The following is a 26,112-nucleotide window of genomic DNA, read 5'->3' on the forward strand; positions in this document are numbered from 1 at the left end:
CACCCAGAACCTCCCGGTCGAATGGAAACGCCATTGTGGAAAAATGAAAGAGATGCTCCTAGGAGTACAGTTCATAATGGAGCATGAAAAAAGCATCGAGTCTTGGCGGTCGCGTCTAACAACCAATCAAGAAGCACTCGCCCGTCAATTTCAAAGCGTTTCCCAAGTGATTGGTCATTTGGCAAAGGAGCTTAATGCCCGGCATAATGTGGAACAGGTGAAGCCCGCTAGTCTGGCGCGGCGCCGGAGACAATTCCTTGATGTGGGAGTGGCTGTTTTTACGAAAAAGGGCAATAGTATCTGCGGAGATAACTACGCTTCGTTGGCCTTTTCTCCCACCAAGCATGCTTTCATTGTCAGTGACGGCATGGGAGTAGGTGAGGAAGCTGCGAAAATGAGCTCTACGGCTTTAAATCTATTGGAGCAATTATTGACAACGGGTTTTGAACCGGAAAGCGCGATTCAAGCCTTAAACTCGATTCTAGTCTTGCGCTCCCCGGAAGAGAGCTTCGTAACTTTAGATATAGGCATTATTGACTGTGAAGCGGACGATCTTAAGCTGATTAAGGTGGGGGCCTGTCCCTCCTATATTGTTAGAGAAGATGCCGTGAGCAAATTTGAATCTTCCAGCTTGCCGGTGGGGATCTTAAATCATGTGGAGATTCCGGTTATTGAGGAAAAATTACGAACGGATGAGTTTTTAGTGCTTGTTACTGACGGAATTCAGGATATACTAAAAGATGGGACAGATTGGCTAAAAGATTTCTTGGATCGACAACATCCTCAGACCGCACAGGAATTAGCAGATGCGATTGTGCGAGAGGCTAAAAAAATGACCGGGAATGAAATGGCTGATGATGGGGTGGCCTTAGTCGTGAAAAAGAATGCTTTTGATTGAACTTAGGTCGGGTTAATTTGGAGAGAAAGGGGACCGGTATTGTGTACGATAAGTTAAGACAGCAGGTTTTGCCGCAACTAATACCCCCCGGCTCTCGGATTTTAGCGGCGGTTTCCGGGGGGCCGGATTCGATGGCCCTTGCCCATATTTTATGGCGATATATGAAGGATAGGAAAGGTCAGGGGCTTAGCTTAGTTCTGACCCATGTCCATCATGGAGTGCGGAAGGAATCCGATGCAGAAGAGAAGATGGTTAATAACAAGGCAAGGGATTGGGAGATCCCTTGTCTTATTCATCGTTTTGACGCAAAAGGCTACGCGGAATCCGTAGGTCAATCTTTTCAGGCTGCTGCAAGAGAGTGGCGTTATGCCCGTTGGCAGGAAGATATGGCCAGGGAGAACTGCACCCTTCTGGCCACTGCTCATCATTTAGGTGATCAGGCGGAAACGGTGCTCTATCGCTTGTTACGTGGCAGTGGTCCGGCGGGTTTGGCAGGGATATATCCGCAAAAGGGAAAAGTCATTCGCCCTCTTTTGGCAGTGACCAAGGAGGAAATTCTAGATTATTGTCGAAAAGAAGAACTGCCTTATGCTTTAGATTATTCTAACGCCGAACCTATCTATGTACGGAATAAAATTCGCTTGGAACTTTTGCCCCAACTTCAGGAGGAATATAATCCCAAAGTAATAGAAGCCTTGGGTCGTATGGCCGAACTTATGCGTTGGGATGAGGAATACCTTAAAGAGGAAGCGGAAAAGGCCTGGCAAAAAAATATGCTGGTTTCTACTGATGAGCAAGTGGGATTAAGCAAGGAAATATTTGGGCAGCCCAAAGCAATTTTCTCCCGATTGATTCGTAAGGCTGTTGCTATTGTTTCCGGGGAACCCAGGGGCATAGCTTATCATTATGTAGATCAGATCATGGCTTCTCAGGGGCAAGTGGGTTGGAGACAGGATTTACCGGATCTGAAGGTGGTCATTGATTATCGTGGGGTATGGTTTCAAAAAGGACATCCGGAGCAGGCACAGGGCCTAAGCCGGGGAGATCCGGAAAAGGGCCGGCTTAAGGACGATTGGAAGGTTAGCTGGGGAGAATGGCTTACCTGGCGGGATAGTAATGGCCAAAAATGGCAGGTTGGACTTTTTACCGGTGAAGAGGACTTGGCCTTAGTGTCTTCTTCCGGTGAGGATGTTGATAAAGTCTTTTTTGACCGTGAAGATATTGAAAGCCGCAAGGAAGAGCTGCGTTGGCGACACCGTCAAGAAGGGGATAGTATGTGGTTTGACGGTTTGGGGCATAAATCACTTAAGAAGGTTTTTCAAGATGCTGAAGTACCTGCCGCTCTGCGCCCCGAACTACCTCTTCTTGCACTAAATAAGGAAGTCCTGTGGATACCCGGTGTCAAAAGAGGGGATAGATATAAAACAAATCCAAGTAAAACCAATAAGGAAAAGGTCATAGGTATTTTAAGGAAGTCAAATTTAAACCCCAAAACCAATTCCTAACCCATCGTGTCATCCTGAGCATGTGCGAAGGAGCTTTGCCCCAGGTTGAGGTTTTTTTATGTAAAAGGAGCTGTAGGTTTAGATTCTGAAGAAGATGAGATTCGTTGTAAAAAGGGCTTCCCCGTGGTATAATATGTAATATTGTCTCGTAAGATGGGGAACTTTTTACCAGCAAGAGGGGAGGACCAGTCTTTTGAAATTTTTCAAAAATGCTGCGATCTATTTACTAATTATTTTAATTGCGATTATGCTCATTAAATGGGCCAACCCACCGGCAAATCAGCCATTGGATATGGAATATTCAAAATTCTATGAGGCGGTAGTTACGGACCAGGTTAAAGAGGTTGTGACCAATACCGGGGACAATGTCAATACCTACGAAGTCACTGCCAAAGACGGCAAGCAATATAAGGTGATTGGCGAGTCTAAAGATGACACCTTGAAAGAGCAGATGCGCAACCATAAGGTCGTAGAAAGAATTAATCAACCGGCGACAACACCCTGGTGGGCCGGAATGGTCACATACATCGTGCCGATGCTATTAATTTTAGGTTTCTTTTTCTTTATGATGCAGCAAAGCCAAGGGGGCGGCAACCGGGTTATGCAATTCGGCAAAAGCCGGGCTCGTTTGGTTGGGGACGAAAAGAAGAAGGTAACCTTTGCTGATGTGGCAGGGGCTGATGAGGTTAAGGAAGAGCTTCAGGAAGTAGTGGAATTCCTTAAGTTTCCCAAGAAATTCAATGAATTGGGTGCGAAGATTCCTAAGGGGGTACTGCTCTTTGGCCCTCCGGGAACCGGGAAAACCCTATTAGCTCGGGCTGTAGCAGGGGAAGCAGGAGTACCCTTTTTCAGTATCAGCGGCTCAGACTTTGTGGAGATGTTCGTTGGGGTAGGAGCTTCTCGGGTACGTGATTTGTTCGAGCAAGCCAAGAAGAATTCTCCCTGTATTGTCTTTATTGATGAAATCGATGCTGTCGGCCGTCAAAGGGGTGCCGGGCTGGGCGGCGGCCATGACGAACGGGAGCAGACATTGAATCAGCTTCTCGTTGAAATGGATGGTTTTAATGGTAACGAAGGCATTATCATCATTGCCGCTACCAACCGTCCGGATATTTTGGACCCGGCTTTGCTGAGACCGGGACGCTTTGACCGTCAGGTAGTAGTAGATGTTCCCGATGTTAAGGGTAGGGAAGAGATCTTAAAAGTCCATGTTAAGGGCAAACCTCTCAGCAGCGATGTGGAACTAGATGTTTTAGCACGCCGTACACCGGGCTTTACCGGTGCGGATCTTGCCAACTTAGTTAATGAAGCGGCCTTGCTTTCCGCCCGTCGGAATGAGAAGGAGATAAAGATGAATGCCATGGAGGATTCTGTGGAACGGGTAATTGCCGGACCGGAGAAAAAAACTCGGGTGATCAGTGATTTTGAAAAGAAACTGGTTTCCTACCATGAAGCAGGCCATGCTTTAGTGGGAGAATTGTTAACCCATACAGATCCCTTGCATAAGGTGTCCATTATTCCGCGGGGACGGGCCGGTGGCTATACCCTCCTTCTGCCTAAAGAAGATCGGAACTACATGACGAAATCCCAATTGCTGGATCAAGTAACCATGCTCTTAGGGGGAAGGGTGGCCGAAGCTTTAGTCCTCCATGAAATTAGTACCGGTGCCTCTAATGACTTAGAGCGGGCTACCGGCCTGGTGCGCAAGATGATTACGGAGCTGGGCATGTCCGAGGAGCTGGGACCCATTGTCTTTGGTCAAAAGGAAGGCCAGGTTTTCTTAGGCCGCGACATTGCACGGGACCGTAACTATAGTGAAGCGGTTGCTTATGCCATTGATAAGGAAGCACGCCGTATCATTGATGAATGCTATATGAAAGCCCAAACCCTCATTCAAGAGAACATGCATAAACTGGACGCTATTGCTCAGACCTTAATGGTCAAGGAGACCATCGAAGCCAAAGAGTTTGCTGAACTTATGGCGAAGCTGGACAAAGGTACTGAGGATGTGCAGGATGTATTGGAGAATATGGCACAGGATTCCGCGAAAGTCTCGGAGTTCTCTGAGACCGAAAATGAGATAAACCCTTTAAGGGGAGAGGACAAAGGATCAGATACTGAGGGATTGAGCGGGTCAACCTTCGAAGAAGAAAAAAACAAGATTGACTAGAGAGGATGTCTGTTTCTATGGAAAAAACTTTCATCATGCTCAAACCTGATGCTGTACAGCGGGGGTTAGTTGGGCAAGTGATCGCTCGCTTTGAAGCGAAAGGCTGTAAGCTGGTAGGAATGAAACTCATGAATGTTGATCAGGCTTTGGCTGAACAGCATTATGCCGAGCACAAAGGAAAAAGCTTTTTTGAACCTACTGTAAAATATATAATGTCTTCTCCGGTTGTGGCCATGGTTTGGGAAGGCAAAAACGTAGTCGCCATTGCCCGTGAACTTATGGGTGCTACCAATCCTGTCAATGCCAATCCCGGCTCCATCCGCGGCGGCTTCGGTATGGATATTAGCCGCAACGTTATTCATGGCTCCGATTCTGTAGCCAGTGCCGAACGGGAAATTGACCTCTACTTTAAACCGGAAGAAATATGTGAATATCGTAAAGCCGGTGAGGAATGGCTTAGCGATTGAACGAGACTTTCTTCAGAGGGGTGCAAACCTCACTGAAGGTTAATCGAGTCCAGTGATAAGAATAATAAATTGTAAAAGGACACCGGCTTCGGTGTCTTTTTTCAAAAAGTTAAACAGTGTAAGGTTTGAGGTGTATAAAGATGATATCCAAAACCGGCAAAATGATGCTGACCGTTGCCACCTTAGTAATGGGGATTTTATTTGTATCTTTACTCAAAAGTACCGGTGCAGCCGGAACTCCTAATAGAACCGACCGGACCCTCGCCTCTTTGATTCAAATTGGCCAAGAGAACGAACAAATAAAGAAGGATATAGTTAAATTAAAAGAGGAACTGACCAAATTCCAAGAAGGCCAGAATGCCTCAAAGGTGGTCTTGGAGCAACTTGATACGGCCAAACGTAATTCCGGGTTAACTAAGGTTATGGGACCGGGAATCCGGGTTACCCTTGATGATGCCACCATACGAAATAATCGACAAGATGACCCTAATAACTACTTTATTCATGAGGAATATATCCGCCAGATTGTTAACGGGCTTTGGAACGGTGGAGCTGAAGCCATTGCGGTTAATGGTCAGCGAATTATGGGCAACACGGAGATCTTTTGCAGTGGTGCCTTTATTCAGATTAATCAGACCAACCAAATGCCTCCTTATGTAATCGAGGCAGTGGGTGATGTTAATTATTTGCAATCCGCTTTGAATTTTTACTTTTGGGATCGTTTGGGTGAGTATCAGGAGCAATACGGGATAACCCGTAAGCTGGAGGTTCCTACAGAACCCTTGGTCATTCCTGCCGGTAAGGCTCAGCAATTTCGCTATACGGAACCGTTAAAGGAGGCGAAATAATGAAAAGAAAAACCCTAGTCCTGCCATTGACCTTAGTAGCCCTTGCCTTAGGATTTTTAATCACTTTACAAATGCAGACCCAAAAAAGTGTAGAGGAGCTGGAGCGAATCCAGGCCCAACGGGCGGCATCTGCCGCTAATTTTCTCACCCAGGCTCAAGCTGAAAACCAAGCACTCAAAGACCAACATAAGGCCTTGACTGCACAATTAGAGCAAGCTCGTAGTGAAGGAGGAACCAGTCGGGCCCTTCTTGCTGATTTGGATCGCTATCGGATGATGGAGGGGACTGCCAATGTTCAAGGTCCGGGAATAATGATTACTATTGATGATCGGCAGCAGGAGCATAAAGTTGTGTTTCCCTTAACTACCGATGATTTGTTAAGGATAATTAATATTCTTAAGTTAGCTGGGGCGGAAGCAATCAGTGTCAATGGCCAGCGGGTTGTCGCCTCTACGTCTATTGTTCCTAGCGGGTCTATGAAGTTGGTCAACCAAGTTCCCATTACCCGCAATGATGGGATTCCTTACGAAATTCTGGCCAGCGGCAATCAGGATCAGCTTTTGGATTATTTTACAAATCTAGAGGCACCGGGTTTAAAGCAATATGGGATGAGTGTCAGCGTGGTAAGAAAAACAGTTCAGATTCCTTCCTATAAAGGTGCTTCTTCTGTTAAGAGTCAATAATCAAAGCCCCAAACCACTTAAGAAATGTAGTTCGGTTGAGTTCATAATTTTCAAAATATTGCTCTGACTTGCAGGGAATTGGGTTTTCTCGCCGAATAGAAATAGAGGGACTTGAGTACAGAGTAGATCCGGAAAAAGAATTTTTTTTCTAAGAGAAAGAGTGGAAAAGGAGTGAACCCAATTGAAAACGGATATTGAAATTGCACAAGAGGCGACGATGAAACCCATTATGGAGATTGCTCAAGGGTTGGAGCTGCTGGAGGATGAGATTGAGCTTTATGGTAAATATAAAGCCAAGATCAATTTCAGTGCTTGGGAACGCCTCAAGGATAAGCCCGATGCTAAACTCATCCTGGTGACTGCCATTAACCCTACCCCCGCCGGTGAAGGAAAGACCACGACTACTGTTGGCTTAGGGCAAGCTATGTCCAAGATTGGCAAGAAAGCCATGATTGCCTTACGTGAACCTTCCCTGGGCCCTTGCTTTGGTGTTAAGGGTGGTGCTGCGGGCGGCGGATACGCTCAAGTTGTACCGATGGAGGATATCAATCTCCACTTTACCGGTGATTTCCACGCCATTACTTCGACTCATAATTTATTGGCAGCACTTTTAGATAACCATATTCAACAAGGCAATCTTTTGAATATCGATCCTCGTCAAGTTGTATTCCGTCGGGTTATGGATATGAATGACCGGGCCCTGCGCAAAATTGTGATTGGGTTAGGTGGCCGCACAGAAGGGGTTCCCCGGGAGAACGGCTTTGACATCACCGTGGCTTCCGAAATTATGGCTATCCTTTGCTTGGCCAAGGATTTGATGGATCTTAAAGAGCGTTTTGGCCGGATTGTGGTGGCTTATACCTATGACGGCAAGGCGGTCACCGCTCATGATCTGGAAGCAGAAGGTGCTATGGCTCTGCTCATGAAGGATGCCATTAAACCGAACTTAGTTCAAACCCTGGAGAACACTCCTGTATTTATTCATGGAGGTCCTTTTGCTAATATTGCTCACGGTTGTAACAGCGTTGTGGCTACCAAAATGGCTATGAAGCTTGCTGATTATGTCATCACCGAAGCCGGATTCGGTGCGGATCTCGGTGCTGAGAAATTCTACGACCTGAAATGCCGCTTCGCTGAGCTGAAGCCGGCTGCCACGGTCATCGTGGCCACTGTCCGCGCTCTGAAGATGAATGGCGGAGTCGCCAAAGAAGATTTAGGACCCGAGAACCTGGAAGCTTTGGCTAAAGGAATCGTTAATCTTGAAAAGCATATCGAAAATATCGGCAAATTTGGTGTGCCTGCTGTGGTGGCTATCAATCGTTTCCCCACCGATACCGAGGCGGAATTAGAGTTTGTGGCAGAACGCTGCCGTCAGCTGGGGGCTGAGTTTGCCTTATCGGAAGTCTTCACTAAAGGTGGAGAAGGCGGTATCGAGCTTGCCAAAGCGGTTATCGATATTGTAGATAATAAAGAATCCAATTTCCGCGTTCTCTATGAATTGGATCTGCCCATTGCCAAGAAGATCGAGACCATTTGCAAAGAGGTTTATGGTGCTGATGGTGTGAACTTTACCAAAGAAGCCTTAACCTCTATGAAGAAATATGAAGAGCTGGGTTATGGCCAATTGCCCATTTGTATGGCTAAGACTCAGTACTCCTTAACCGATGATCAGAATGTTCTGGGCCGCCCAACGGGCTTTACCATTACGGTCCGTGAACTCCGTCTCTCCGCCGGTGCCGGATTCCTTGTGGCCATCACCGGTGCGATTATGACCATGCCCGGCTTGCCCAAGCGTCCCGCAGCTTTGAGAATGGATATTGATCCTGAAGGACGTATTTCAGGTCTCTTCTAAAAAGAGAGCTAACTAAGCCCCAGGAATTATTTCTGGGGCTTATTCTCATTTCCGCTTGAACCCGGCTGACAAGGGTATGGCAAAAAAAGAATGTAGGGGAGACCGGCGGTCTCCCGCTGGGAGTGATGCTCAAATGTACCCAATACCTCGGGTTAACCGAATTCTTCAAGCTGCAAGTTACGATGACTATTGTGCAAGGAATAAGAGTGCTGAGGAAGAGCGTGTATTTTGTCGCCATGGGGCCGAGCATGGGTTGAATGTGGCCAGAATTGCTTATATATATCTTTTGGAAGGCAGCATCTTTGGCAACGGTAAAGGAAATATTGAAGTTGATGAGTATTCATACTTAAGTTCTAAGGAAGACTTGTCGGATATTTTTAGCCACAACATTATTAAAGAGATCGTCTATGCAGCGGGAATCCTTCATGATATCGGACGCTGGGTGGAGTACGAAACAGGGGAGGATCATGCCTTGGTCAGTGCCCGTTTAGCCGTGCCGATTCTCCGGGACTGTGATTTTACTGAAAAAGAGATTGAAATCATCACCCAGGGGATTTTGGAGCACCGACTAAAGCCTGAAGAGACGGTTGGCTTACTTGGACGAGCCTTAGCTTTAGCTGATGATTGGGCAAGGGATTGTAGGAATTGTGCAAGTCAGGCCGAATGCTATAAATATACTAAGGCTATGGAGGAGATTATAATATAGAATAGATAGGACAAGGACTGGGAGGCTTGACATGAAAGAGTATATTCTACGTTGGGTTAAATTAGATAACGAGCAGGAAGCCAAAAAAGCTATGGAGCAAATAGGCTCAGATCCAGGGGGGATTGGGCAAATGGCAGGGAAACCCCTTGGTAAGGCTATCAAGATAGAAAACGTGCCTTTGCCGGTGGCCCATATCCTCAAGCAAGAGATGCTTTCCCTAGGGGGCGATGCTTCCGTACACCGGGATGTTATTGTCAATAAAATTGAAGCCACAGATATGCTGCTGGTGGGTACCGTCGACCATTTCCGCCGCTTAAGTCAAAAACTAGTGGCTCAACCCTTTGGACTAAAGGAAATGGGGAAAAGCCTAAAGGCACTATTGGCAGCCTTGGAGCCTCCCCAAAAGCGTATACTCTCTTGCCGCGGCAAGGAGCTTATTCTGGGTGAACGGACCTTGATTATGGGGATTCTGAACCTTACCCCGGATTCCTTTTCCGATGGGGGAAAATTCAATACTTTAGAAAATGCCCTGAGACAAGCGGAAGCTCTGGTTGAGGAAGGGGCGGATATTTTAGATATCGGCGCGGAGTCTACTCGCTTAAGCCATGAGCCGGTGAGTGCTGAAGAGGAATGGAACCGCCTGGAGGGTGTACTCAAGGCTTTAACTAAGCGCATTCCTATTCCTATCTCCGTAGATACATATAAGTCGGAAGTAGCGGAAAGAGCTTTGGAGCTGGGCGTCCATATGATCAATGATATTTGGGGATTGCAAAAAGACCCCCGGATGGCTGAGGTTGTGGGGAAATATCAGGCTCCCGTAATCGTTATGCATAACCAAGAGGGAGATAGCTACCATCACTTAATTGGGGACATGATCGCCTTTTTCAAAAAAAGCATCCATCTCGCCGGGGAACATGGTTTAAGTGGGGATCAAATAATTATTGATCCAGGAATCGGGGGTAGTGCTTTTGGTAAGAATCTGGAGCTGGATCTGGAAATCATGAGTCGACTGGGAGAGTTTCGCTCCTTAGGACACCCGATTCTTTTGGGGACCTCACGGAAATCCATGATTGGGAATACCCTTAATCTGACCGTAGGTGAACGTCTTGAGGGGACCATTGCCACTAGTGTGGTAGGAGTGGCGGCGGGAGTGGATATTATTCGTGTCCATGATGTACAAGCTAATAGGAGAGCAGTCCAAATGGCTGATGCCATTTATCGTCAACAGAGGGGAGAGAATTTCATTGGCTCGTGATCGAATTGCCCTAAGGGGTTTACAATTCTTTGGTTATCATGGTGTACTTCGTGAAGAAAAAATACTCGGGCAGACCTTTATAGTTGATATAGATCTTTTCACAGATCTAAGCAAAGCGGGAAAATCCGATGATGTAGATGATACAATTAATTACGCCGAAGTTTATGCGAGAATTAAGACTATCGCCACCACAGCGAAATACCATTTGATTGAACGTTTAGCAGAGCATATCGCCGAAGATATTCTTAGCGAATTTGACTGTGATGCTGTTTCTGTAATTGTTCATAAGCCCCAAGCTCCGATTCCGGGGATTTTTGATGATGCATTTGTGGAGATTTATCGGGAGAAAAATCCATGATGGCTTATTTGAGTTTAGGGAGCAACCTGGGGGACCGTGGGTATTATTTAGCGGAGGCTTGCCAAAGATTAATGGCTAACCCAAAAGTTAAAATCAGCAAAAGCTCCGGTATCTACGAAACCAAGCCTTGGGGAAAGGAGGATCAGGAGAATTTTTGGAATATGGTCTTGGCGATAGATACTTCCTTGGCTCCCCTTGAGCTTTTAGACTCTTGCCAAGAGGTAGAAACATCGCTGGGGAGAGAAAGACTTATCCGTTGGGGTCCCCGAACCATTGACATTGACATATTATGCTATGATAATAGAGTATGGGAGGATGAAAGGTTGATTCTCCCACATCCCCGGCTGGAGGAGCGGGAGTTCGTCTTAGCTCCCTTGCGGGAGATTGCTCCCCAACTGGTCCTGCCTTCCCGGAGAAGCATCTCCGAGGTACGAGGGGACGGAGAAGTATGGCGCCTGGACTCTAAATCCGCGGACAATATCTAAGTGAATTGTACTGTGGAAGGATTTTCGGGGTTAGGGGCCGGTTTAATTGGCATTATAAACTTAAATCATTGGCTTTTGAGATACCGCTTGGATCAACAGGACCGAGACGGGGAAGGAAAGCAATAGATAAGCACCTTCACGTTTGTGGGGTGCTTTTTTGGTTTAGTGGGGGGAGAAAATGATGAAATTTGGAATAATCGGCGCAGGAATTGTCGGTACGGCTATAGCTATCCGTTTAGAGCAGGCGGGACATCGCTTGGTGGGAGTACATACACGAAGCGAGCGGTCTTATGAACGTTTTTGCACCTATCTCACTTGGGAAAAGCTCCCTCTGGAGGAATGGATCACTGGGGCGGATTTGGTGTTTATAACCACTCAAGACGGAATGATCCGCAGGGTAGCTGAGGAATTAACGGCGAAGAATCTCTATCGGGAGGGACAGATTTGGATTCATTGCTCCGGTTCGGTCAGCTCTCGGGTTATGCAGGTCAATAAGGATTTACCTGTTAAATACTTATCCCTTCACCCTCTCCAAGCCTTTGCGGGAATCGAGGAAGCAGTTAACCTCATACCGGGTACCCATTTTGGGATGGAAGGGGATGAGGAAAATATTGGTTTGGAGATTGTAACCCAATTGGGAGGAATCCCCCATCTTTTAGACCCCCGGCAAAAGCCTCTTTATCATGCGGGGGCAGTAGTTGCGTCCAATTATCTCGTGACTTTGGCCGGGCTAGCGGTACAATTGTTTGAAGAAGCGGGTATTGGCAGGGAGGAAGCTTTGGAAAGTCTATTGCCCTTAATGAAGGGAGCACTGCAAAATCTAGACAAAGTGGGTCTGCCTCAAGCCTTGACCGGTCCCATCGCCAGGGGGGATGTGGATGTGATTCGCGGGCACCTGGAACATATGCCGGTCAAGATTGACCCTGTTTATCGGGCTTTAGGGCTATATACCTTGGAGATCGGCCGGCAAAAGATGGAGTTGAATGGGAAAGCTTATGGGAATGCAGCGTGGGAGGAAATGAATAAGCTCTTGCAGTCCTGAATTGTTCAGGTCAGGTAGCTTCACATACATCCGAACCTTCGGGCGTGATCTCCTGAAACCATTCACTGGATGGTTTCTTTATCGGAGAATCACGTGCTCAGGCACTCCGGGGCTGGTAATAAGCAGGAAAGTCTATATGGTCTCTAAAAGAACTGGATTTAGAAGGGATGAGAAATAGTGATTATATGCAAAAAGATCACGGAGGTTCGGGAAATCGTTAAGGAGCAGCGTCAAAAGGGAAGAAGTATTGCCTTAGTGCCGACCATGGGGTATTTGCATGAAGGGCATTTGACTTTGGTAGAGGAGGCCAAAAAAAGCGGGGCTTTTGTGGTGATGAGTATTTTTGTTAATCCGCTGCAGTTTGGTCCTAATGAAGATTTTGCCCGTTATCCCCGGGATCTGGAGCGGGATGCCGCAAATGCGGAAAGTGCCGGGGTGGATGTGATTTTTAACCCGGAGGTAGAGGAGATGTATCCCACGCAAAACTTAACCCATGTGGAGGTGGGTGAGCTGGGGGACTGCCTCTGCGGGGCTTCCCGGCCGGGACATTTTCGGGGAGTTACCACCGTGGTAAGCAAGCTTTTTCATATTGTGCAGCCGGATCGTGCTTATTTCGGCCAGAAAGATTATCAGCAGTATTTAATTGTGCGCCAGATGGTACGGGATTTGAATTTTCCCATTGAAGTGATTCCGGTTCCCATTGTCAGGGAAAAAGATGGGCTGGCCTTAAGCTCCCGCAATGTTTATTTGAGTCCGGAGCAACGTGCTGAGGCTCTAGTGCTACACCACAGCCTTACCGAAGCTGAAAAATGGATTCGGGAGGGAGAACGGCGGGCCGAGGTAATTGAAAAGCGTATCGAAGAGAAAATTAGAAGGGAAAGTTCCGGTGAGGTGGATTATATTGAGATTCGGTCGGCAGAGGATTTAACAAAGGTGCAGGGGATCCGGGGAAAAGTGGTTATTGCCTTGGCTGTGCGGTTTGGTTCCACCCGCTTAATCGATAATAAAGTATTGGAGGAGATATAAATGTTTCGTACTATGATGAAATCCAAAATACACCGTGCAACGGTGACAGAGGCTAACTTGCAATATGTAGGAAGTATTACAATTGATGAGGAACTCTTGGAAGCTGCCGATATTCTCCCTAATGAAAAAGTGCAAGTTGTCAATAATAACAATGGTGCACGTTTGGAGACCTATGTGATTCCCGGAAAACGGGGGGACCGCACTATCTGCCTTAATGGAGCTGCGGCCCGTTTGGTGCAGGTGGGCGATGAGGTCATTATCATTTCCTATGGGATTTTTACCGAAGAGGCCGCCGGAACCTATCAGCCTAAGGTGATTTTTGTGGATCAAGGAAATAATCCGGTAAAGATTGCTCATGAAGAGGTTCATGGCAGTAAGTCTTAAGGGCAGAGAAGTATCAAGTTAAGATACTTCGCTAATTGCTCAGTATGACAACCAAGAGAGCAGGTCATCCTGAGTATATAACCCTAGAAATGTCATCCTGGGCCTTGGTGAAGGATCTTTTGGAGGGAAATGAGCATAGGTTAACGGGTTTATAGAGAGATAAATATTATGTTAGGGGTTAGGGTAGGAGGATAAAAATGAGTAGATATCTAGTGCCGTGGCACTTAGAGGAAGCAAAAATCTATTCTACGGGGGTTTTGGTTCTTGGGAGCGGGATTGCCGGTTTATACACGGCAATCAAGGCCAGTGAACATTTTGAGGTTACTGTTCTCACCAAAAAAGGGATTCCGGAGAGCAATACTATGCATGCCCAAGGCGGAATCGCCGCTGCTTTTGATGAAACGGATTCTCCCGCTTTGCATTATGAAGATACCCTTTATGCCGGGGCGGGATTATGTGAGTCCGATTCAGTTCGGACCTTGGTTGAAGATGGTCCGCTCCGGGTCGAGGAATTAATTCGCATGGGGGCAAATTTCGATGAGCAAAATGGTCGTTTAGCCCTTACCCAGGAAGCCGCTCATAGCCGCCGGCGGATACTTCATGCCAATGGAGATGCCACAGGGGAGGAAATTGAACGGACTTTGGTAAGGCAAACCCTTAAACAAAAGCAAATTCTGGTTAAGGAAGAGCAATTCGTTTTGGATCTCCTGCAAAATCAACAAGGGGAAGTAATCGGCGTCCTAAGCCTGAATAATCAAACCCGCGGGTTGGAGATCTATTTAGCTAAGGCCGTGGTGTTAGCCACCGGCGGTCTGGGGCAGCTTTATTGTTATACTACCAACCCTGGGGTAGCTACAGGGGATGGGATGGCTATTGCTTATCGGGCAGGAGCTCAACTCATGGATATGGAATTTATCCAATTTCACCCTACTGCTCTCTTTATCCCCGGTGCCCCACGCTTTTTAATCTCGGAAGCAGTGCGGGGAGAAGGGGCACAGCTAATTAACGCTCACGGTGAGCGTTTTATGGAAAATATCCCCGGTAAGGAATTAGCTCCCCGTGATGTGGTGGCTAGAGCTATTTGGCGTGAAAAGGCAAAAGGCCAAGTATTTCTGGATTTTCGCCCGATCGGCCCGGAAAAAGTGGTTAAACGTTTTCCGCTTATTTATCAAACCTGCCTAGATTATGGGATAAATGTTTTAGAAGAACCTCTTCCGGTTGCTCCGGCTGCTCATTATGTGATGGGAGGAGTTCACACAGATCAACAAGGAAGGACAAGCCTCCCTAATCTTTATGCCTGTGGGGAATGTGCCTGTAATGGAGTCCATGGGGCCAATCGGTTGGCCAGCAATTCCCTTCTGGACGGGTTGGTCTTTGGGGGAAGAATCGTTGAGGGTATAATAAATTTGAACGCTTCTCAGGACCGCCCTCTACCAAAAGTCCAGGATATCGTCGGGGATAAGCAGGAGGGACCAGGAAGCAAGGCCCCGGCTTTTGAGCGCGGCAAGCTTCAAGAAATCATGTGGGATTATGTAGGAATTATCCGTGAGGAAGATGGTTTAAAGAAAGCAACCAGGCTAATCGAGCAATGGGACAATCTTTTTCAACCGGAGCGAAGAATCGAGGAATTGGAACTTAAGAATCTCTTAACCGTCGGCGCCTGTGTAGCCCGGGCAGCTTTGGCGCGCCAAGAGAGTCGCGGCGGCCATTACCGTTCGGATTATCCCGAGAGTCAACGGCGTCTACTTAACCATTCCATACAAGCAAGGGGGATCGATAATGTTTGCACCATTCCAGTATCAAGGGCTGATTGAACAAGCTTTACGGGAAGATTTGGGAACGGGGGATTTAAGCGCAGCTATTTTCTCCGAAACACGGAAGACTAAAGCCAAAATTTATGCCAAGCAAAAGGGGATTGTTTGTGGTCTGGAAGTAGTACAACAGGTTTTTGAGACGGTTAATTCTCTGTTGGAAATCTCAATCTTAGCTAAGGATGGGGATAAAGTCGAGCGGGGAACTGTTGTAATGGAGATTAGCGGGCCTGTACGCTCCATATTGAGCGGAGAGCGAACCGCTCTGAATTTTTTACAGCATCTTTCCGGGGTGGCCACTGCTACCTATCAAGCTGTAAAGGAATGTGAAGGGCTTTCTACCCGCATTACAGATACCCGTAAAACCTTACCGGGTTTAAGAATGCTGCAAAAATACGCCGTACGTATGGGTGGTGGTCAGAATCATCGTTTTGGCCTTTATGATGCAGTGATGTTAAAGGATAATCATATTGCCGCTGCCGGTGGGATTAAGGCTGCTGTGGCAGCTGCGCGGTCCCAGATCGGTCATATGGTTAAGATTGAAGTGGAATGCGAGACCCTTCGGCAAGTGGAAGAAGCCGTAGCCGCCGGTGCAGAGGTAATTATGTTGGATAATATGGACCTGGAAGAGATGCGCAAGGCAGTTCAAATTATTGACCGTAAGGCGATTGTGGAAGCTTCCGGCGGTATAAAGAAGGGGGCTGTTCGGGCCGTGGCCGAAACCGGAGTAGATGTAATCTCCCTCGGTGCAATCACCCATTCGGTCAAGGCGGTGGATTTTTCCTTAGATATCGGTGATATCAAGGCTTTAACCAAAGAACGCTGGGAAAAGGGAGAAAATTGTGCGAAATAGGATTCTGAATTTGCTCTGGGACCGGCAAGGGGAATTTGTATCCGGTGAGAGCATCAGTACAGCCTTAAATATCACCCGGGCAGCGGTCTGGAAACAGATTCAAGGGCTAAAGGAAGCCGGATATGAAATAGAGGGGCAGACCAATCGTGGTTATCGTCTGGTAAAAACACCTTCTGCTTTGGATGAGTGGGCTTTTAGTCAAAAACTTAGGACTGAGGCCCTTGGTCGAAGGCTTTTTCTCTTTGATGAATTGCCTTCTACCAATGATTGGGCCAAGGATTTAGTCCGCCAAGGTGAGGAACATGGTACAGTGGTAATAGCCAAGTACCAGCTTGCCGGCCACGGGCGGATGCGGCGGGTATGGGAGTCCCCCCGGGGTGGGCTTTGGCTCAGTGTTCTGCTTAAGCCCAGGCTGAATTTGGGGGATGCGGCCAAGCTAACCTTAAGCAGCGGCGTCGCTTTGGCGCAAACCCTCAAAGAACTTTACGGACTGGAAGCAGGGATCAAATGGCCTAATGACCTAGTGTATGAGGGTAAAAAGATTGCCGGAATCCTTGGGGAGGTGGCCGGTGAATGGAATACGGTCCAGACAATTATCTTAGGTATTGGGATAAATGCTAACTTTTCCGGAAAGGAACTTAGCTCTAAGCTGCCGGCTATGAGCTTAATGGATATTTTGGGGCGGGAGGTTAACCTTAATCAATTAGCAGCTGCTTTTCTGTTAAATCTGGAAAGGGAAGTCCTAGCCTTAGAGCAGGGGGATGCATTGGGATTAAAAGAACGCTGGACCTCTTTTGCGGTAGGAATAGGTCGGAGTATCCGTGTGGAAAAGGCTGGAGCTGTATATTCGGGGATATTTAAGGGTATCCGGGAAAATGGGGAGCTTATCCTCAATCTGGATGGGCAGGAAACGGTTTTTTCCTCAGGTGAAGTGTCGATACGGACCGGGAAAGAGTATTGCCCCGAACATTGAACAAGACTCTTTCAGTGGGGGGAGCCGATCCCCGCTGAAGGTTAGGAATCAAGATACTTCGCCGCCGCTCAGTATGACAACGAAAAAAAGAGGTCATCCTGCGGGAAGAATGGTCGAAGGAACTTTTCCAGCATGCTTTCCTTAAAATTATTTGACTAAGTAAAACAGCTAATCGTCGAAGGATAATTGTTTAGTTAAGGAGAATGACGATGATTTTAGTATTTGATGTGGGTAACACTAATATTGTCTTAGGAGTGTATGATCAGAAAAACTTAACTCATCACTGGCGGATTTCTACGGATAAATCCAGAACAGCGGATGAATATGCTGTAATTATCAAAAACTTATTTGATCTTAATGGTCTCGCCATGTCCGAAATTAATGCAGTTGTTATGTCCTCGGTGGTCCCACCGGTCATGCCGACACTGGAGGATTTAGCGCGTACCTATTTTAATGTAGAGCCTTTGGTCGTCGGCCCCGGAGTAAAAACGGGTATGCCAATTGTCTATGATAATCCGCGGGAAGTAGGAGCTGACCGGATTGTTAATGCGGTGGCTGCTTATCATAAATACGGCGGCCCCTTGGTCATTGTTGATTTTGGCACGGCTACGACTTTCTGTGCCATATCCAAACGAGGTGAGTATCTGGGCGGGGCTATTGCGCCGGGGGTTGGCATTTCTACGGAAGCTTTGTTTCAGCGGGCCTCAAAGCTGCCCCGGGTTGAAATTGTCCGACCGAAGAGCATTATCGCCAAAAATACGGTCGCCGGGATGCAATCGGGAATCTATTATGGCTTTGCCGGACAGGTGGACCGTATCGTTACCCTTATGAAGCAAGAGCTGGGCCCTGACACCCGGGTGATTGCCACGGGAGGGTTAGCGGAATTACTCAAAGAAGATTCCCAGGAGATCGAGAAGGTGGACCCTTTTTTGACCTTGGAAGGTCTTTTATTGATCTATGAAAAAAATTTCAACTAATATCCCTGATTGGTGGGCTGAAGAACTATGCATTTAGGAAACTTTGACTTAGGTATTCCTGTTTTTTTGGCACCGATGGCCGGTGTTACGGATAAGGCCTTTCGGGAAACTGTTCGCTCGGCAGGCGGTCGCCATGTCTGGACGGAAATGATCAGTGACAAAGCTTTGACTTATCTTAATTCCCGAACTTTGGAGATGCTGGATCTGACGGGCGAGGCCTCGCCGCGGATCGTTCAGATCTTTGGCTCCGAACCCCAGGTTATGGCGAAGGCGGCAAGGTTGGCAGTAGAAAGGCAGGCCGAGGTTATCGATATCAACATGGGGTGTCCAACTCCCAAAATTGTTAAAAATGGGGAAGGTTCAGCACTTTTGCGGGACCTTCCCAAAGCTTTGCGCATCGCGGAGGCGGTAGTTAAGGCGGTGGAAGTACCGGTGACGGTTAAGATGCGCCTGGGTTGGACTCACGAGGAAATTGTTGCCCCGGAATTAGCCAAGGGGGTGGAGGCCGTAGGGGTTCAGATGGTTAGCGTTCATGGGCGTACCCGGGAGCAGTTTTATGCGGGAACCGCCGATCGAAGTTGGATAAGGAAAGTTAAAGAGAGTGTAGGAATCCCGGTTATCGCCAACGGGGATATTTCTTCCCCTGGAGAAGCTAAAAAAGTGCTGGCGGAAACGGGCTGTGACGGGGTGATGATCGGCAGAGGCAGTCTGGGAAATCCTTGGCTCATCCCCCGAATTGAGGCGTTTTTGAATAAGGGAATCTTAATTGAAGAACCTTCCCTAGAGCAGAAGATCCGGACGGCGATGGCACACTTTGAGCGGGTACTAAATTATAAGGGTGAACGGATTGGTCTTAACGAAATGCGTAAGCATGCAGTCTGGTATATTAAAGGAATACGTAATGCAGCCCAAATGCGGGACCTTATTATGCAGACAAAGACACCTGCCGAAATGAACGATTTATTTCAAAGGATTTTGGTGGAAAATGCATAACCTTAACCGGTTCAGGAAGAATAGTAGGGCGTAAGTGAAAGTTCGGAACCAGTCGGCTGGAATTAAAACAGGTAAACTTCCTATATCTATCAAATCGGGCAAATCTTATTGCAGGGACTCCACGGAATCCTTGACATTATTTTGCAGTGAACATATAATACGAGTAATGCAAATAGCGGAGTTTACATATTATGGCATAAAGCCTGGTTTAAATGAAGCGCAAAGTAAAAATAGCGCCATGCATAGGATGAGAAAAGGGAGCGGATATGGAAATGGCCGAAAAAGAAGTAATTTTAACTATTGAAGGGTTAAAGAAATTAGAAGAAGAGCTTGAGACACTAAAGACGGTAAAACGCCGGGAAGTGGCTGAACGAATTAAACAGGCCATCGAGTTCGGGGATATCAGTGAAAACTCAGAGTATGACGACGCTAAAAATGAACAAGCTTTTATCGAAGGCCGTATTATTACTTTGGAAAAAATGCTGAGAAATGCCCGGGTGATTGACGAATCCGAGGGTAGCGAAGTTGTTGCCCTTGGTTCAACCGTTATTTTAAAAGATAAAGATTTTGGCGATGAAGAAGAATACACTATCGTGGGTTCGGCGGAAGCCGACCCGGGTTCTAATAAGATCTCCAATGAATCACCTGTAGGTAAGGCTGTTTTGGGCCATGCTAAAGGTGCTGTTGTAGAAGTTAATGTTCCGGCCGGAGTTCTTCATTACGAGATTGTCAATATCAGATAAAACAACTCCTAACAACAGCAGTAATAATAATACAGTAAACAAAATCGGCAAGTATTCTTGCCGATAATTTGTTTTAGCGCAGGTGAAAATTTCTATAAATATTGATTAAGATCGAAGTGTTTTGGTAAAATTGTTAAAGGAATTACTGTTGGAGGTATGAAAATGGATGAAATAAATGATCTCTGGCGGGTTCGCTTGGACAAGCTTGCTCAGTTAAGAGAATACGGAGTAGAGCCTTATGCGGACCAGTATCAGAGAACCCATATGGCCCAAGAAATTCTCGATGGCTTTGAGACTCTTGAGGGACAAGAAGTGAAGATTGCCGGGCGGATGATGGCCAAAAGAGACCAAGGCAAGGTCGTGTTTACTCATATCCAGGATTTTAGCGGGCAAATTCAAGCCTATATTCGTAAGGAAGAAATCGGCGAGGAATGGTTTGAGTTCGTTACTAAATTTGATATAGGGGATATCATTGGGGTGAAAGGCACCGTATTTAAGACCAAGCGCGGTGAGATCTCTATTCGTGCCACAGAAGTTCAGATTTTAGCAAAATCCATGCGCCCTTTGCCGGAGAAATTCCATGGTTTAACCAATGTAGAATTGCGTTATCGGCAAAGGTATTTGGACTTGATCATGAATCCGGAAGTCAGGAATGTTTTTGTCATGCGCAGCAAAATCATTCGTTCCATGCGAAACTTCTTAGAAGGTCAAGGGTTCTTGGAGGTAGAGACGCCGACTCTCCACACCATTCCGGGGGGAGCAGCGGCCCGTCCGTTTATCACCCATCACAATACTTTAGATATCGATCTCTATTTACGGATTGCGCTGGAACTGCCCTTAAAGCGTTTAATCGTGGGTGGTTTTGATAAAGTATTTGAAATCGGCCGGAACTTCCGTAATGAGGGAATCTCCATTAAACATAACCCTGAGTTTACGATGATGGAACTATATCAGGCTTATGCCAACTTTGAAGATATTATGGAATTAACTGAAAACATGATTTCCACTATTGCCAAAGAGGTTCATGGAACAACACAGGTTACCTATCAAGGGCAAATGATTGATTTTAAAACTCCTTGGCGTCGGTTGCCTATGTTAGATGGGATTATGGAATATGCCAAGGTAGACTTCCGCCAGATCCTAACTGATGAAGAGGCTCAACAGGCGGCAAAAGAAAAGGGTCTAAAGGTCGAGCCCGGCAGCTCCAGAGGAAAGATTATCAACGAATTCTTCGAGGAGTTTGTGGAACCGAATCTTATTCAGCCTACCTTCGTCACCGGGCATCCTGTGGAGATTTCCCCATTAGCGAAGAGAAATGCTGAGCATCCCGAATACACTGATCGTTTTGAGGCTTTCGTTTATGGCAGAGAATTGGGGAATGCCTTCTCGGAGTTAAATGATCCTATAGACCAAAGACAACGCTTTGAAGCTCAAGTGGCTGAGCGGGCTAAAGGAGACGATGAGGCCCATATGATGGACGAGGACTTTGTCCAAGCCCTGGAGTACGGGCTGCCGCCTACCGGGGGCTTAGGAATCGGTATCGACCGTTTGGTTATGCTTTTAACCGATTCTCCGTCTATTCGTGACGTTATTTTATTCCCCACTATGCGGCCCAGGGAAGATGATTAAAAAGTAAAAATATAGAAAAAGAAGCTTTGCAACTCAATTGATAGTGAGTTGTAGAGCTTCTTTTTTATATAATCGTTAAATCAATTGCGACATTATCCGAAAAATTACGACAAAGTGTTATAATTATTACAACAATTTGTTAGACAAATATAATAAGAGATTTCTCTAAGTACAGTAAATTCAAACAATTGTGACTTCACCCCGATATGGCATAAAAATTGCATATGCTATAGGTATGTCTCAAGTCCCAAAAAAATTAAAGGAGGAGAATGGTTTGTTAAGAAAAAAAGGAATGGCTTCGGTACTTATTGTGGTTCTTGTACTCATGTTAGGACTTGCAGGATGTAGTAGCGGTGGGGACAAAACAACTGCTCCTAATAACAATGCAAATAACAATGCCAGTGACAAAACCATCACAATTAAAGTAGGGCATGTTTTAGCACCTGATCATCCCTATACTTTTGGTTTGAACAAATTCAGTGAGATTGTTAGTCAAAAAACCGATGGAAAAATAAAGGTTGAAGTTTTTCACAGCTCACAATTAGGTAACGAAAGGGACATGATTGAAGCACTGCAACTGGGGACCCAAGAAATGGCTCTAGTATCAACCGCTCCACTGTCCAGCTTTACTGAGCAATTCTTGGTATTTGATTTGCCTTTCATCTTTAAGGATAATGAATCAGCCTATAAAGTACTCGATGGCGAGATTGGAGAAAATATCTTAAAAAGTCTTGAGTCCCAGGGAATTGTCGGTCTCGCGTATTGGGAGAATGGTTTCAGGCATGTCACGAATGCTAAACGGCCCATCAATAAGCCTGAAGATCTTAAAGGGCTTAAGATCCGCCTCATGGAGAACCCCATTCACATGGATACATTTAGTGCAATGGGAGCCAGCCCAACCCCAATGGCCTTCGGTGAATTATTTACGGCATTGCAACAGGGTACAATCGATGGACAAGAAAATCCGATTCCGATTATCTGGACTTCCAAATTCTATGAAGTTCAGAAGCAAATGAGTTTAACCGGTCATTTCTATGCGGCAGCACCGCTTTTAATCTCCCAAAAATTCTTAAATTCCTTATCCCCGGAATATCAAAAGATTATTAAAGATGCCGCCGTTGAAGCAAGGGACTATGAGAGAGGCTTAATAGCCGAGCAAACGAATGAATACCTGGATAAGATCAAAGGGGCCGGCGTAAATGTTGTCGAAGTCGATAAGAAATTATTTGAAGAGGCGGTAAAACCCGTTTATAGCAAATATGAAGCGAAAATCGGTAAAGAGCTGATCGATAAAGTCATCAGTGCGCAACAGTAATAAGTTCTAGAATACCGAGGCAGGTTTGTTGCCTGCCTCGGTTTTCCTTAAGGGGGGATTTCGTTGAAAATCAAAAAAGTATTCGCCAATTTAGAAGAATATCTTTGTGCTTTTCTATTGGCTACTATGACTATTATCGTAGCTATACAGGTTTTTAGCCGATTTGTTCTTAATAATTCCTTATCATGGTCCGAAGAATTGGCAATTTATATTCTCGCCTGGGTAACCTTCTTGGGTGCCAGTATTGGCGTAAAGCGGGGAGCGCATATTGGGGTTGAGGCATTTATTCTTATGCTTCCCAAGAGGGCTCAAAAGTACGTCGTTTCTTTAGCTTATCTGGTTTCCGCTATCTTTTTTTCCGTTCTAATTGTTGTTGGTTTTAGAATCATACTGACACAAATGTCAACGGGCCAGGTCTCGCCGGCCATGAGAATCCCGATGTACTATGCCTATCTCTCCGTACCGGTTGGAAGTATCTTTATTACAATCCGGTTTGTTGAAAAATTTATAGGTGAAATGAAAAAAAGCAATAAGCAGGCTCACGAAATTATGCACACTGGGGGAAATAGTATATGACAGGTATTCTTTTCGGAGGATTTGTCGCATTGATGGTAATAGGTGTACCTATTGCCGTTGTATTGGGTTTATCCGCTGTTATAGCACTTACGGTTGGTACCAGCATTCCGCTTACCGTTGTTGCCCAGAAAATGTTTACAGCCTCTGCGTCTTTCCCGCTGATGGCAATTCCCTTCTTTATGATTGCGGGTACCCTGATGGAGGGCGGAGGAATATCTCGTAGGCTTATCAATCTTGCCAATAAAATGGTAGGGCATATCACAGGCGGTCTGGCTATGGTGGCCATTGTTACCAGTATGTTTTTTGCGGCGATTTCAGGGTCGGGTCCGGCTACTGTAGCAGCTCTTGGGGGCATCATGATTCCGGCAATGGTTCGGGCAGGATATGATCTGGGATTTTCGGCTGCGGTAATGGCGGCTGCCGGGTCGATTGGGGTAATTATTCCGCCTAGTATTCCTATGGTTACCTATGGGGTTGTTGGCGGTGTTTCTATCGGGTCCCTATTCTTAGGTGGTTTTGGTAGTGGTGCCTTGGTGGGTTTGTCTCTAATGATACCAACATACTTTATTGCCAAGAAAAGGGGTTATACAGGGACCGGTCATTTTAGTTTAAAAGAGGTATTAATTGCAACTAAAGATGCCTTTTGGGCGTTGATGATGCCTGTAATTATCCTTGGCGGCATATACGGCGGAATTTTCACACCCACTGAAGCGGCCTGTGTAGCGGTTGTGTATGGTTTCATTGTCGGGATATTTGTGTACAAGGAGCTGAAGCTTAAAGACTTAGGCAAACTTTTCGCAAACTCGGCCGTCAGCACTTCGGTTGTAATGTTGGTCATCGCCGCGGCTTCAGTCTTTGGCTGGATCATGACCAGCGAGCGGATTCCGGACACCGTAGCTCAAGCCTTTATCAGTTTTTCCGACAGTAAAATTGTAATTCTGCTCTTAATCAATATATTGTTATTGATTGTTGGTTGTTTTATGGAAACCAACGCCGCCATTATCATTTTAGCGCCAATTTTCTTGCCTCTTGTTGTTAAGATGGGTGTCGATCCGATTCATTTTGGTTTGATAATGGTTGTGAATACGGCGATTGGTATGCTTACGCCACCCTTGGGGGTTAACCTCTTTGTTGCCTGTGGTATAGGTAATCTGAGTATTGAAAGGATTAGCAAGGCAATTATTCCGTATATCATCGCGATGATAATGGCCGTTTTAATAATCAGCTATGTTCCTGCTATTTCGATGTATTTACCGACACATTTCATGAAATAGAGGCGAGGTACCTGTGAACTTAAACTTATTCAAAGTTAAGCAAAGTTTTAATCCGATCAAAATTTCCGACTTATCTTCGGCAATTTCACAGGAGTTTTTGAAAGCCGGATTAGCTGAACGGATTAAACCGGGCAGCAGAATTGCTATTGCAGTCGGTAGCAGAGGGATTGCCAATATATCAGAAATTGTAAAATCAGTCATTGCCGAGTTTAAAAAACTTGGGGCAGACCCGTTTATCGTCCCGGCTATGGGCAGCCACGGCGGGGCTACCGCCGAGGGCCAATTGAAAGTGTTAAACAGCTTAGGAGTAAGCGAGGAAAGCACCGGTGTACCTAGCTATTCCAGCATGGAGGTTGTTGAGTTAGGCAAAATTGACGGGATAGTTCCTGTTTTCTTTGATAGGTTTGCAATGGAGGCCGAGGGGGTCTTCTTGATTAATCGTGTAAAACCCCACACCGATTTTGGGGGTCCCTTGGGCAGTGGCCTGGTCAAAATGCTTTCAATTGGGCTGGGCAAACAAAAAGGGTGTGTCACTTTACATACCTATGGCTTGAGTAAGTATATTCCCTTAGCGGCAAAGATGGTTCTGGAAAAAGCGAATATCCTGGGCGGGATGGCAATTGTGGAAAATAGTCATGAAGAAACAGCATACTTAGAGCTCGTCACAGGTGAGGAATTGTTTGAAAAGGAAAAATATTTGCTGCAAAAGGCCAAGTCCCAAATGGCAAGACTCCCTTTCAAGGATCTGGACGTGCTGGTGGTGCAGATGATAGGCAAAACTATCAGTGGAACCGGTATGGACACGAATGTTATTGGCAGAATGAGAGTGGAAGGGTTACCGGAGCCGGAAGGGTTACAGATCAAAAGGGTTGTCGTGCTTGATCTCGCGGAGGATTCTTATGGCAATGCTCTGGGAATTGGTTTGGCCGATTTAACTACTAAGAAACTCGTTGAAAAAATTGACTTTAAAACTATGTATGCCAACGTGATTTCTACCGCTTATTTAGAACGAGGTAAGATTCCGATATTTTTAGATAATGACCAAGAAGCAATTACAACAGCTCTGAAGACGATTGGTCCAATACCCGTTGAAAAAGCAAGGGTTTGTTTGATTAAGAACACAATGGAGCTAGAGGAGTTCTATATTTCTCCAAGCTTAGTTGATGAATTAAGAGAGAATAAGGATATAAGCATCATAGAGGAGATCGGGCCTATTTCTTTTTCGGAAGATACTCAAAACTTATGCCTTTTTTGACTAGTATGTCATAATCCTTATTTTCCGTCAGAAG

At 46.1% G+C, this 26,112-nt stretch carries 25 protein-coding genes; all 25 read left to right on the top strand.

Annotated elements, in window-relative coordinates; genetic code table 11:
- A partial coding sequence (locus AC1U9U_RS05375) for a SpoIIE family protein phosphatase (protein WP_479959527.1) occupies nucleotides 1–898 on the top strand: 898 nt, incomplete at its 5' end.
- A gap of 41 nt (nucleotides 899–939) precedes the next feature.
- A complete protein-coding gene (gene tilS / locus AC1U9U_RS05380) occupies nucleotides 940–2,403 on the top strand; it encodes a tRNA lysidine(34) synthetase TilS (protein ID WP_479959528.1) in 1,464 nt (487 codons plus the stop codon).
- 193 nt (nucleotides 2,404–2,596) lie between these two features.
- Entirely contained in the window at nucleotides 2,597–4,573 is a 1,977-nt protein-coding gene (gene ftsH, locus AC1U9U_RS05385; protein ID WP_479959529.1) for an ATP-dependent zinc metalloprotease FtsH, read from the top strand.
- Between the two features lie 17 nt (nucleotides 4,574–4,590).
- Nucleotides 4,591–5,040 carry a nucleoside-diphosphate kinase gene (gene ndk / locus AC1U9U_RS05390; RefSeq protein WP_479959530.1) on the top strand — a complete coding sequence of 150 codons (450 nt, stop codon included), beginning with the start codon at nucleotides 4,591–4,593 and terminating at the stop codon, nucleotides 5,038–5,040.
- 140 nt (nucleotides 5,041–5,180) lie between these two features.
- On the top strand, nucleotides 5,181–5,888 hold the full coding sequence (locus AC1U9U_RS05395; RefSeq protein ID WP_479959531.1) for a DUF881 domain-containing protein: 708 nt from the start codon (nucleotides 5,181–5,183) through the stop codon (nucleotides 5,886–5,888).
- Entirely contained in the window at nucleotides 5,888–6,571 is a 684-nt protein-coding gene (locus tag AC1U9U_RS05400; RefSeq protein ID WP_479959532.1) for a DUF881 domain-containing protein, read from the top strand. Before AC1U9U_RS05395 ends, AC1U9U_RS05400 begins: the two co-directional genes overlap by 1 nt.
- A 181-nt stretch (nucleotides 6,572–6,752) precedes the next feature.
- Nucleotides 6,753–8,423 (top strand): formate--tetrahydrofolate ligase, encoded by a 1,671-nt coding sequence (locus AC1U9U_RS05405; protein ID WP_479959533.1) that lies wholly within the window; start codon nucleotides 6,753–6,755, stop codon nucleotides 8,421–8,423.
- Nucleotides 8,424–8,556: 133 nt separating this feature from the next.
- Nucleotides 8,557–9,129: an HD domain-containing protein gene (locus AC1U9U_RS05410; RefSeq protein ID WP_479959534.1), complete on the top strand. Its 573-nt coding sequence runs from the start codon at nucleotides 8,557–8,559 to the stop codon at nucleotides 9,127–9,129.
- A gap of 31 nt (nucleotides 9,130–9,160) precedes the next feature.
- Nucleotides 9,161–10,384: a dihydropteroate synthase gene (gene folP / locus AC1U9U_RS05415; protein ID WP_479959535.1), complete on the top strand. Its 1,224-nt coding sequence runs from the start codon at nucleotides 9,161–9,163 to the stop codon at nucleotides 10,382–10,384.
- Nucleotides 10,374–10,742: a dihydroneopterin aldolase gene (gene folB / locus AC1U9U_RS05420; RefSeq protein WP_479959536.1), complete on the top strand. Its 369-nt coding sequence runs from the start codon at nucleotides 10,374–10,376 to the stop codon at nucleotides 10,740–10,742. The genes folP and folB overlap by 11 nt, the downstream gene beginning before the upstream one ends.
- Complete coding sequence (folK, locus tag AC1U9U_RS05425) at nucleotides 10,739–11,227, top strand: 2-amino-4-hydroxy-6-hydroxymethyldihydropteridine diphosphokinase (RefSeq protein WP_479959537.1); 489 nt, start codon at nucleotides 10,739–10,741, stop codon at nucleotides 11,225–11,227. The genes folB and folK overlap by 4 nt, the downstream gene beginning before the upstream one ends.
- A 181-nt stretch (nucleotides 11,228–11,408) precedes the next feature.
- On the top strand, nucleotides 11,409–12,269 hold the full coding sequence (locus tag AC1U9U_RS05430) for a Rossmann-like and DUF2520 domain-containing protein (RefSeq protein ID WP_479959538.1): 861 nt from the start codon (nucleotides 11,409–11,411) through the stop codon (nucleotides 12,267–12,269).
- A gap of 177 nt (nucleotides 12,270–12,446) precedes the next feature.
- Nucleotides 12,447–13,295 (top strand): pantoate--beta-alanine ligase, encoded by an 849-nt coding sequence (gene panC, locus AC1U9U_RS05435; RefSeq protein ID WP_479959539.1) that lies wholly within the window; start codon nucleotides 12,447–12,449, stop codon nucleotides 13,293–13,295.
- Nucleotides 13,296–13,679: an aspartate 1-decarboxylase gene (gene panD, locus AC1U9U_RS05440; protein WP_479959540.1), complete on the top strand. Its 384-nt coding sequence runs from the start codon at nucleotides 13,296–13,298 to the stop codon at nucleotides 13,677–13,679. It begins immediately after the preceding gene.
- Nucleotides 13,680–13,876: 197 nt separating this feature from the next.
- The gene (gene nadB / locus AC1U9U_RS05445) at nucleotides 13,877–15,493 is read left to right on the top strand and encodes an L-aspartate oxidase (protein ID WP_479959541.1); all 1,617 of its coding nucleotides are present in this window, start codon (nucleotides 13,877–13,879) and stop codon (nucleotides 15,491–15,493) included.
- Nucleotides 15,459–16,343, top strand: a complete 885-nt coding sequence (gene nadC, locus AC1U9U_RS05450; RefSeq protein WP_479959542.1) for a carboxylating nicotinate-nucleotide diphosphorylase — start codon at nucleotides 15,459–15,461, stop codon at nucleotides 16,341–16,343. Before nadB ends, nadC begins: the two co-directional genes overlap by 35 nt.
- Nucleotides 16,333–17,316: a biotin--[acetyl-CoA-carboxylase] ligase gene (locus tag AC1U9U_RS05455; RefSeq protein WP_479959543.1), complete on the top strand. Its 984-nt coding sequence runs from the start codon at nucleotides 16,333–16,335 to the stop codon at nucleotides 17,314–17,316. The genes nadC and AC1U9U_RS05455 overlap by 11 nt, the downstream gene beginning before the upstream one ends.
- A 209-nt stretch (nucleotides 17,317–17,525) precedes the next feature.
- Nucleotides 17,526–18,293 carry a type III pantothenate kinase gene (locus AC1U9U_RS05460; protein ID WP_479959544.1) on the top strand — a complete coding sequence of 256 codons (768 nt, stop codon included), beginning with the start codon at nucleotides 17,526–17,528 and terminating at the stop codon, nucleotides 18,291–18,293.
- Between the two features lie 27 nt (nucleotides 18,294–18,320).
- Nucleotides 18,321–19,286 (top strand): tRNA dihydrouridine synthase DusB, encoded by a 966-nt coding sequence (dusB, locus tag AC1U9U_RS05465; RefSeq protein WP_479959545.1) that lies wholly within the window; start codon nucleotides 18,321–18,323, stop codon nucleotides 19,284–19,286.
- A 272-nt stretch (nucleotides 19,287–19,558) separates the two neighbouring features.
- A complete protein-coding gene (greA, locus tag AC1U9U_RS05470; protein ID WP_479959556.1) occupies nucleotides 19,559–20,029 on the top strand; it encodes a transcription elongation factor GreA in 471 nt (156 codons plus the stop codon).
- A gap of 162 nt (nucleotides 20,030–20,191) precedes the next feature.
- A complete protein-coding gene (gene lysS, locus AC1U9U_RS05475; RefSeq protein WP_479959546.1) occupies nucleotides 20,192–21,658 on the top strand; it encodes a lysine--tRNA ligase in 1,467 nt (488 codons plus the stop codon).
- Nucleotides 21,659–21,932: 274 nt separating this feature from the next.
- Nucleotides 21,933–22,973: a TRAP transporter substrate-binding protein gene (locus tag AC1U9U_RS05480; protein WP_479959547.1), complete on the top strand. Its 1,041-nt coding sequence runs from the start codon at nucleotides 21,933–21,935 to the stop codon at nucleotides 22,971–22,973.
- Between the two features lie 63 nt (nucleotides 22,974–23,036).
- Nucleotides 23,037–23,549 (top strand): TRAP transporter small permease, encoded by a 513-nt coding sequence (locus AC1U9U_RS05485; protein WP_479959548.1) that lies wholly within the window; start codon nucleotides 23,037–23,039, stop codon nucleotides 23,547–23,549.
- Nucleotides 23,546–24,823, top strand: a complete 1,278-nt coding sequence (locus tag AC1U9U_RS05490) for a TRAP transporter large permease (RefSeq protein WP_479959549.1) — start codon at nucleotides 23,546–23,548, stop codon at nucleotides 24,821–24,823. Before AC1U9U_RS05485 ends, AC1U9U_RS05490 begins: the two co-directional genes overlap by 4 nt.
- 13 nt (nucleotides 24,824–24,836) lie before the next feature.
- Nucleotides 24,837–26,078 carry a nickel pincer cofactor-dependent isomerase, group 22 gene (locus AC1U9U_RS05495; protein ID WP_479959550.1) on the top strand — a complete coding sequence of 414 codons (1,242 nt, stop codon included), beginning with the start codon at nucleotides 24,837–24,839 and terminating at the stop codon, nucleotides 26,076–26,078.
- The last annotated feature ends 34 nt before the right edge of the window (nucleotides 26,079–26,112 follow it).

The organism is Desulfitobacterium sp., assembly GCF_982384815.1.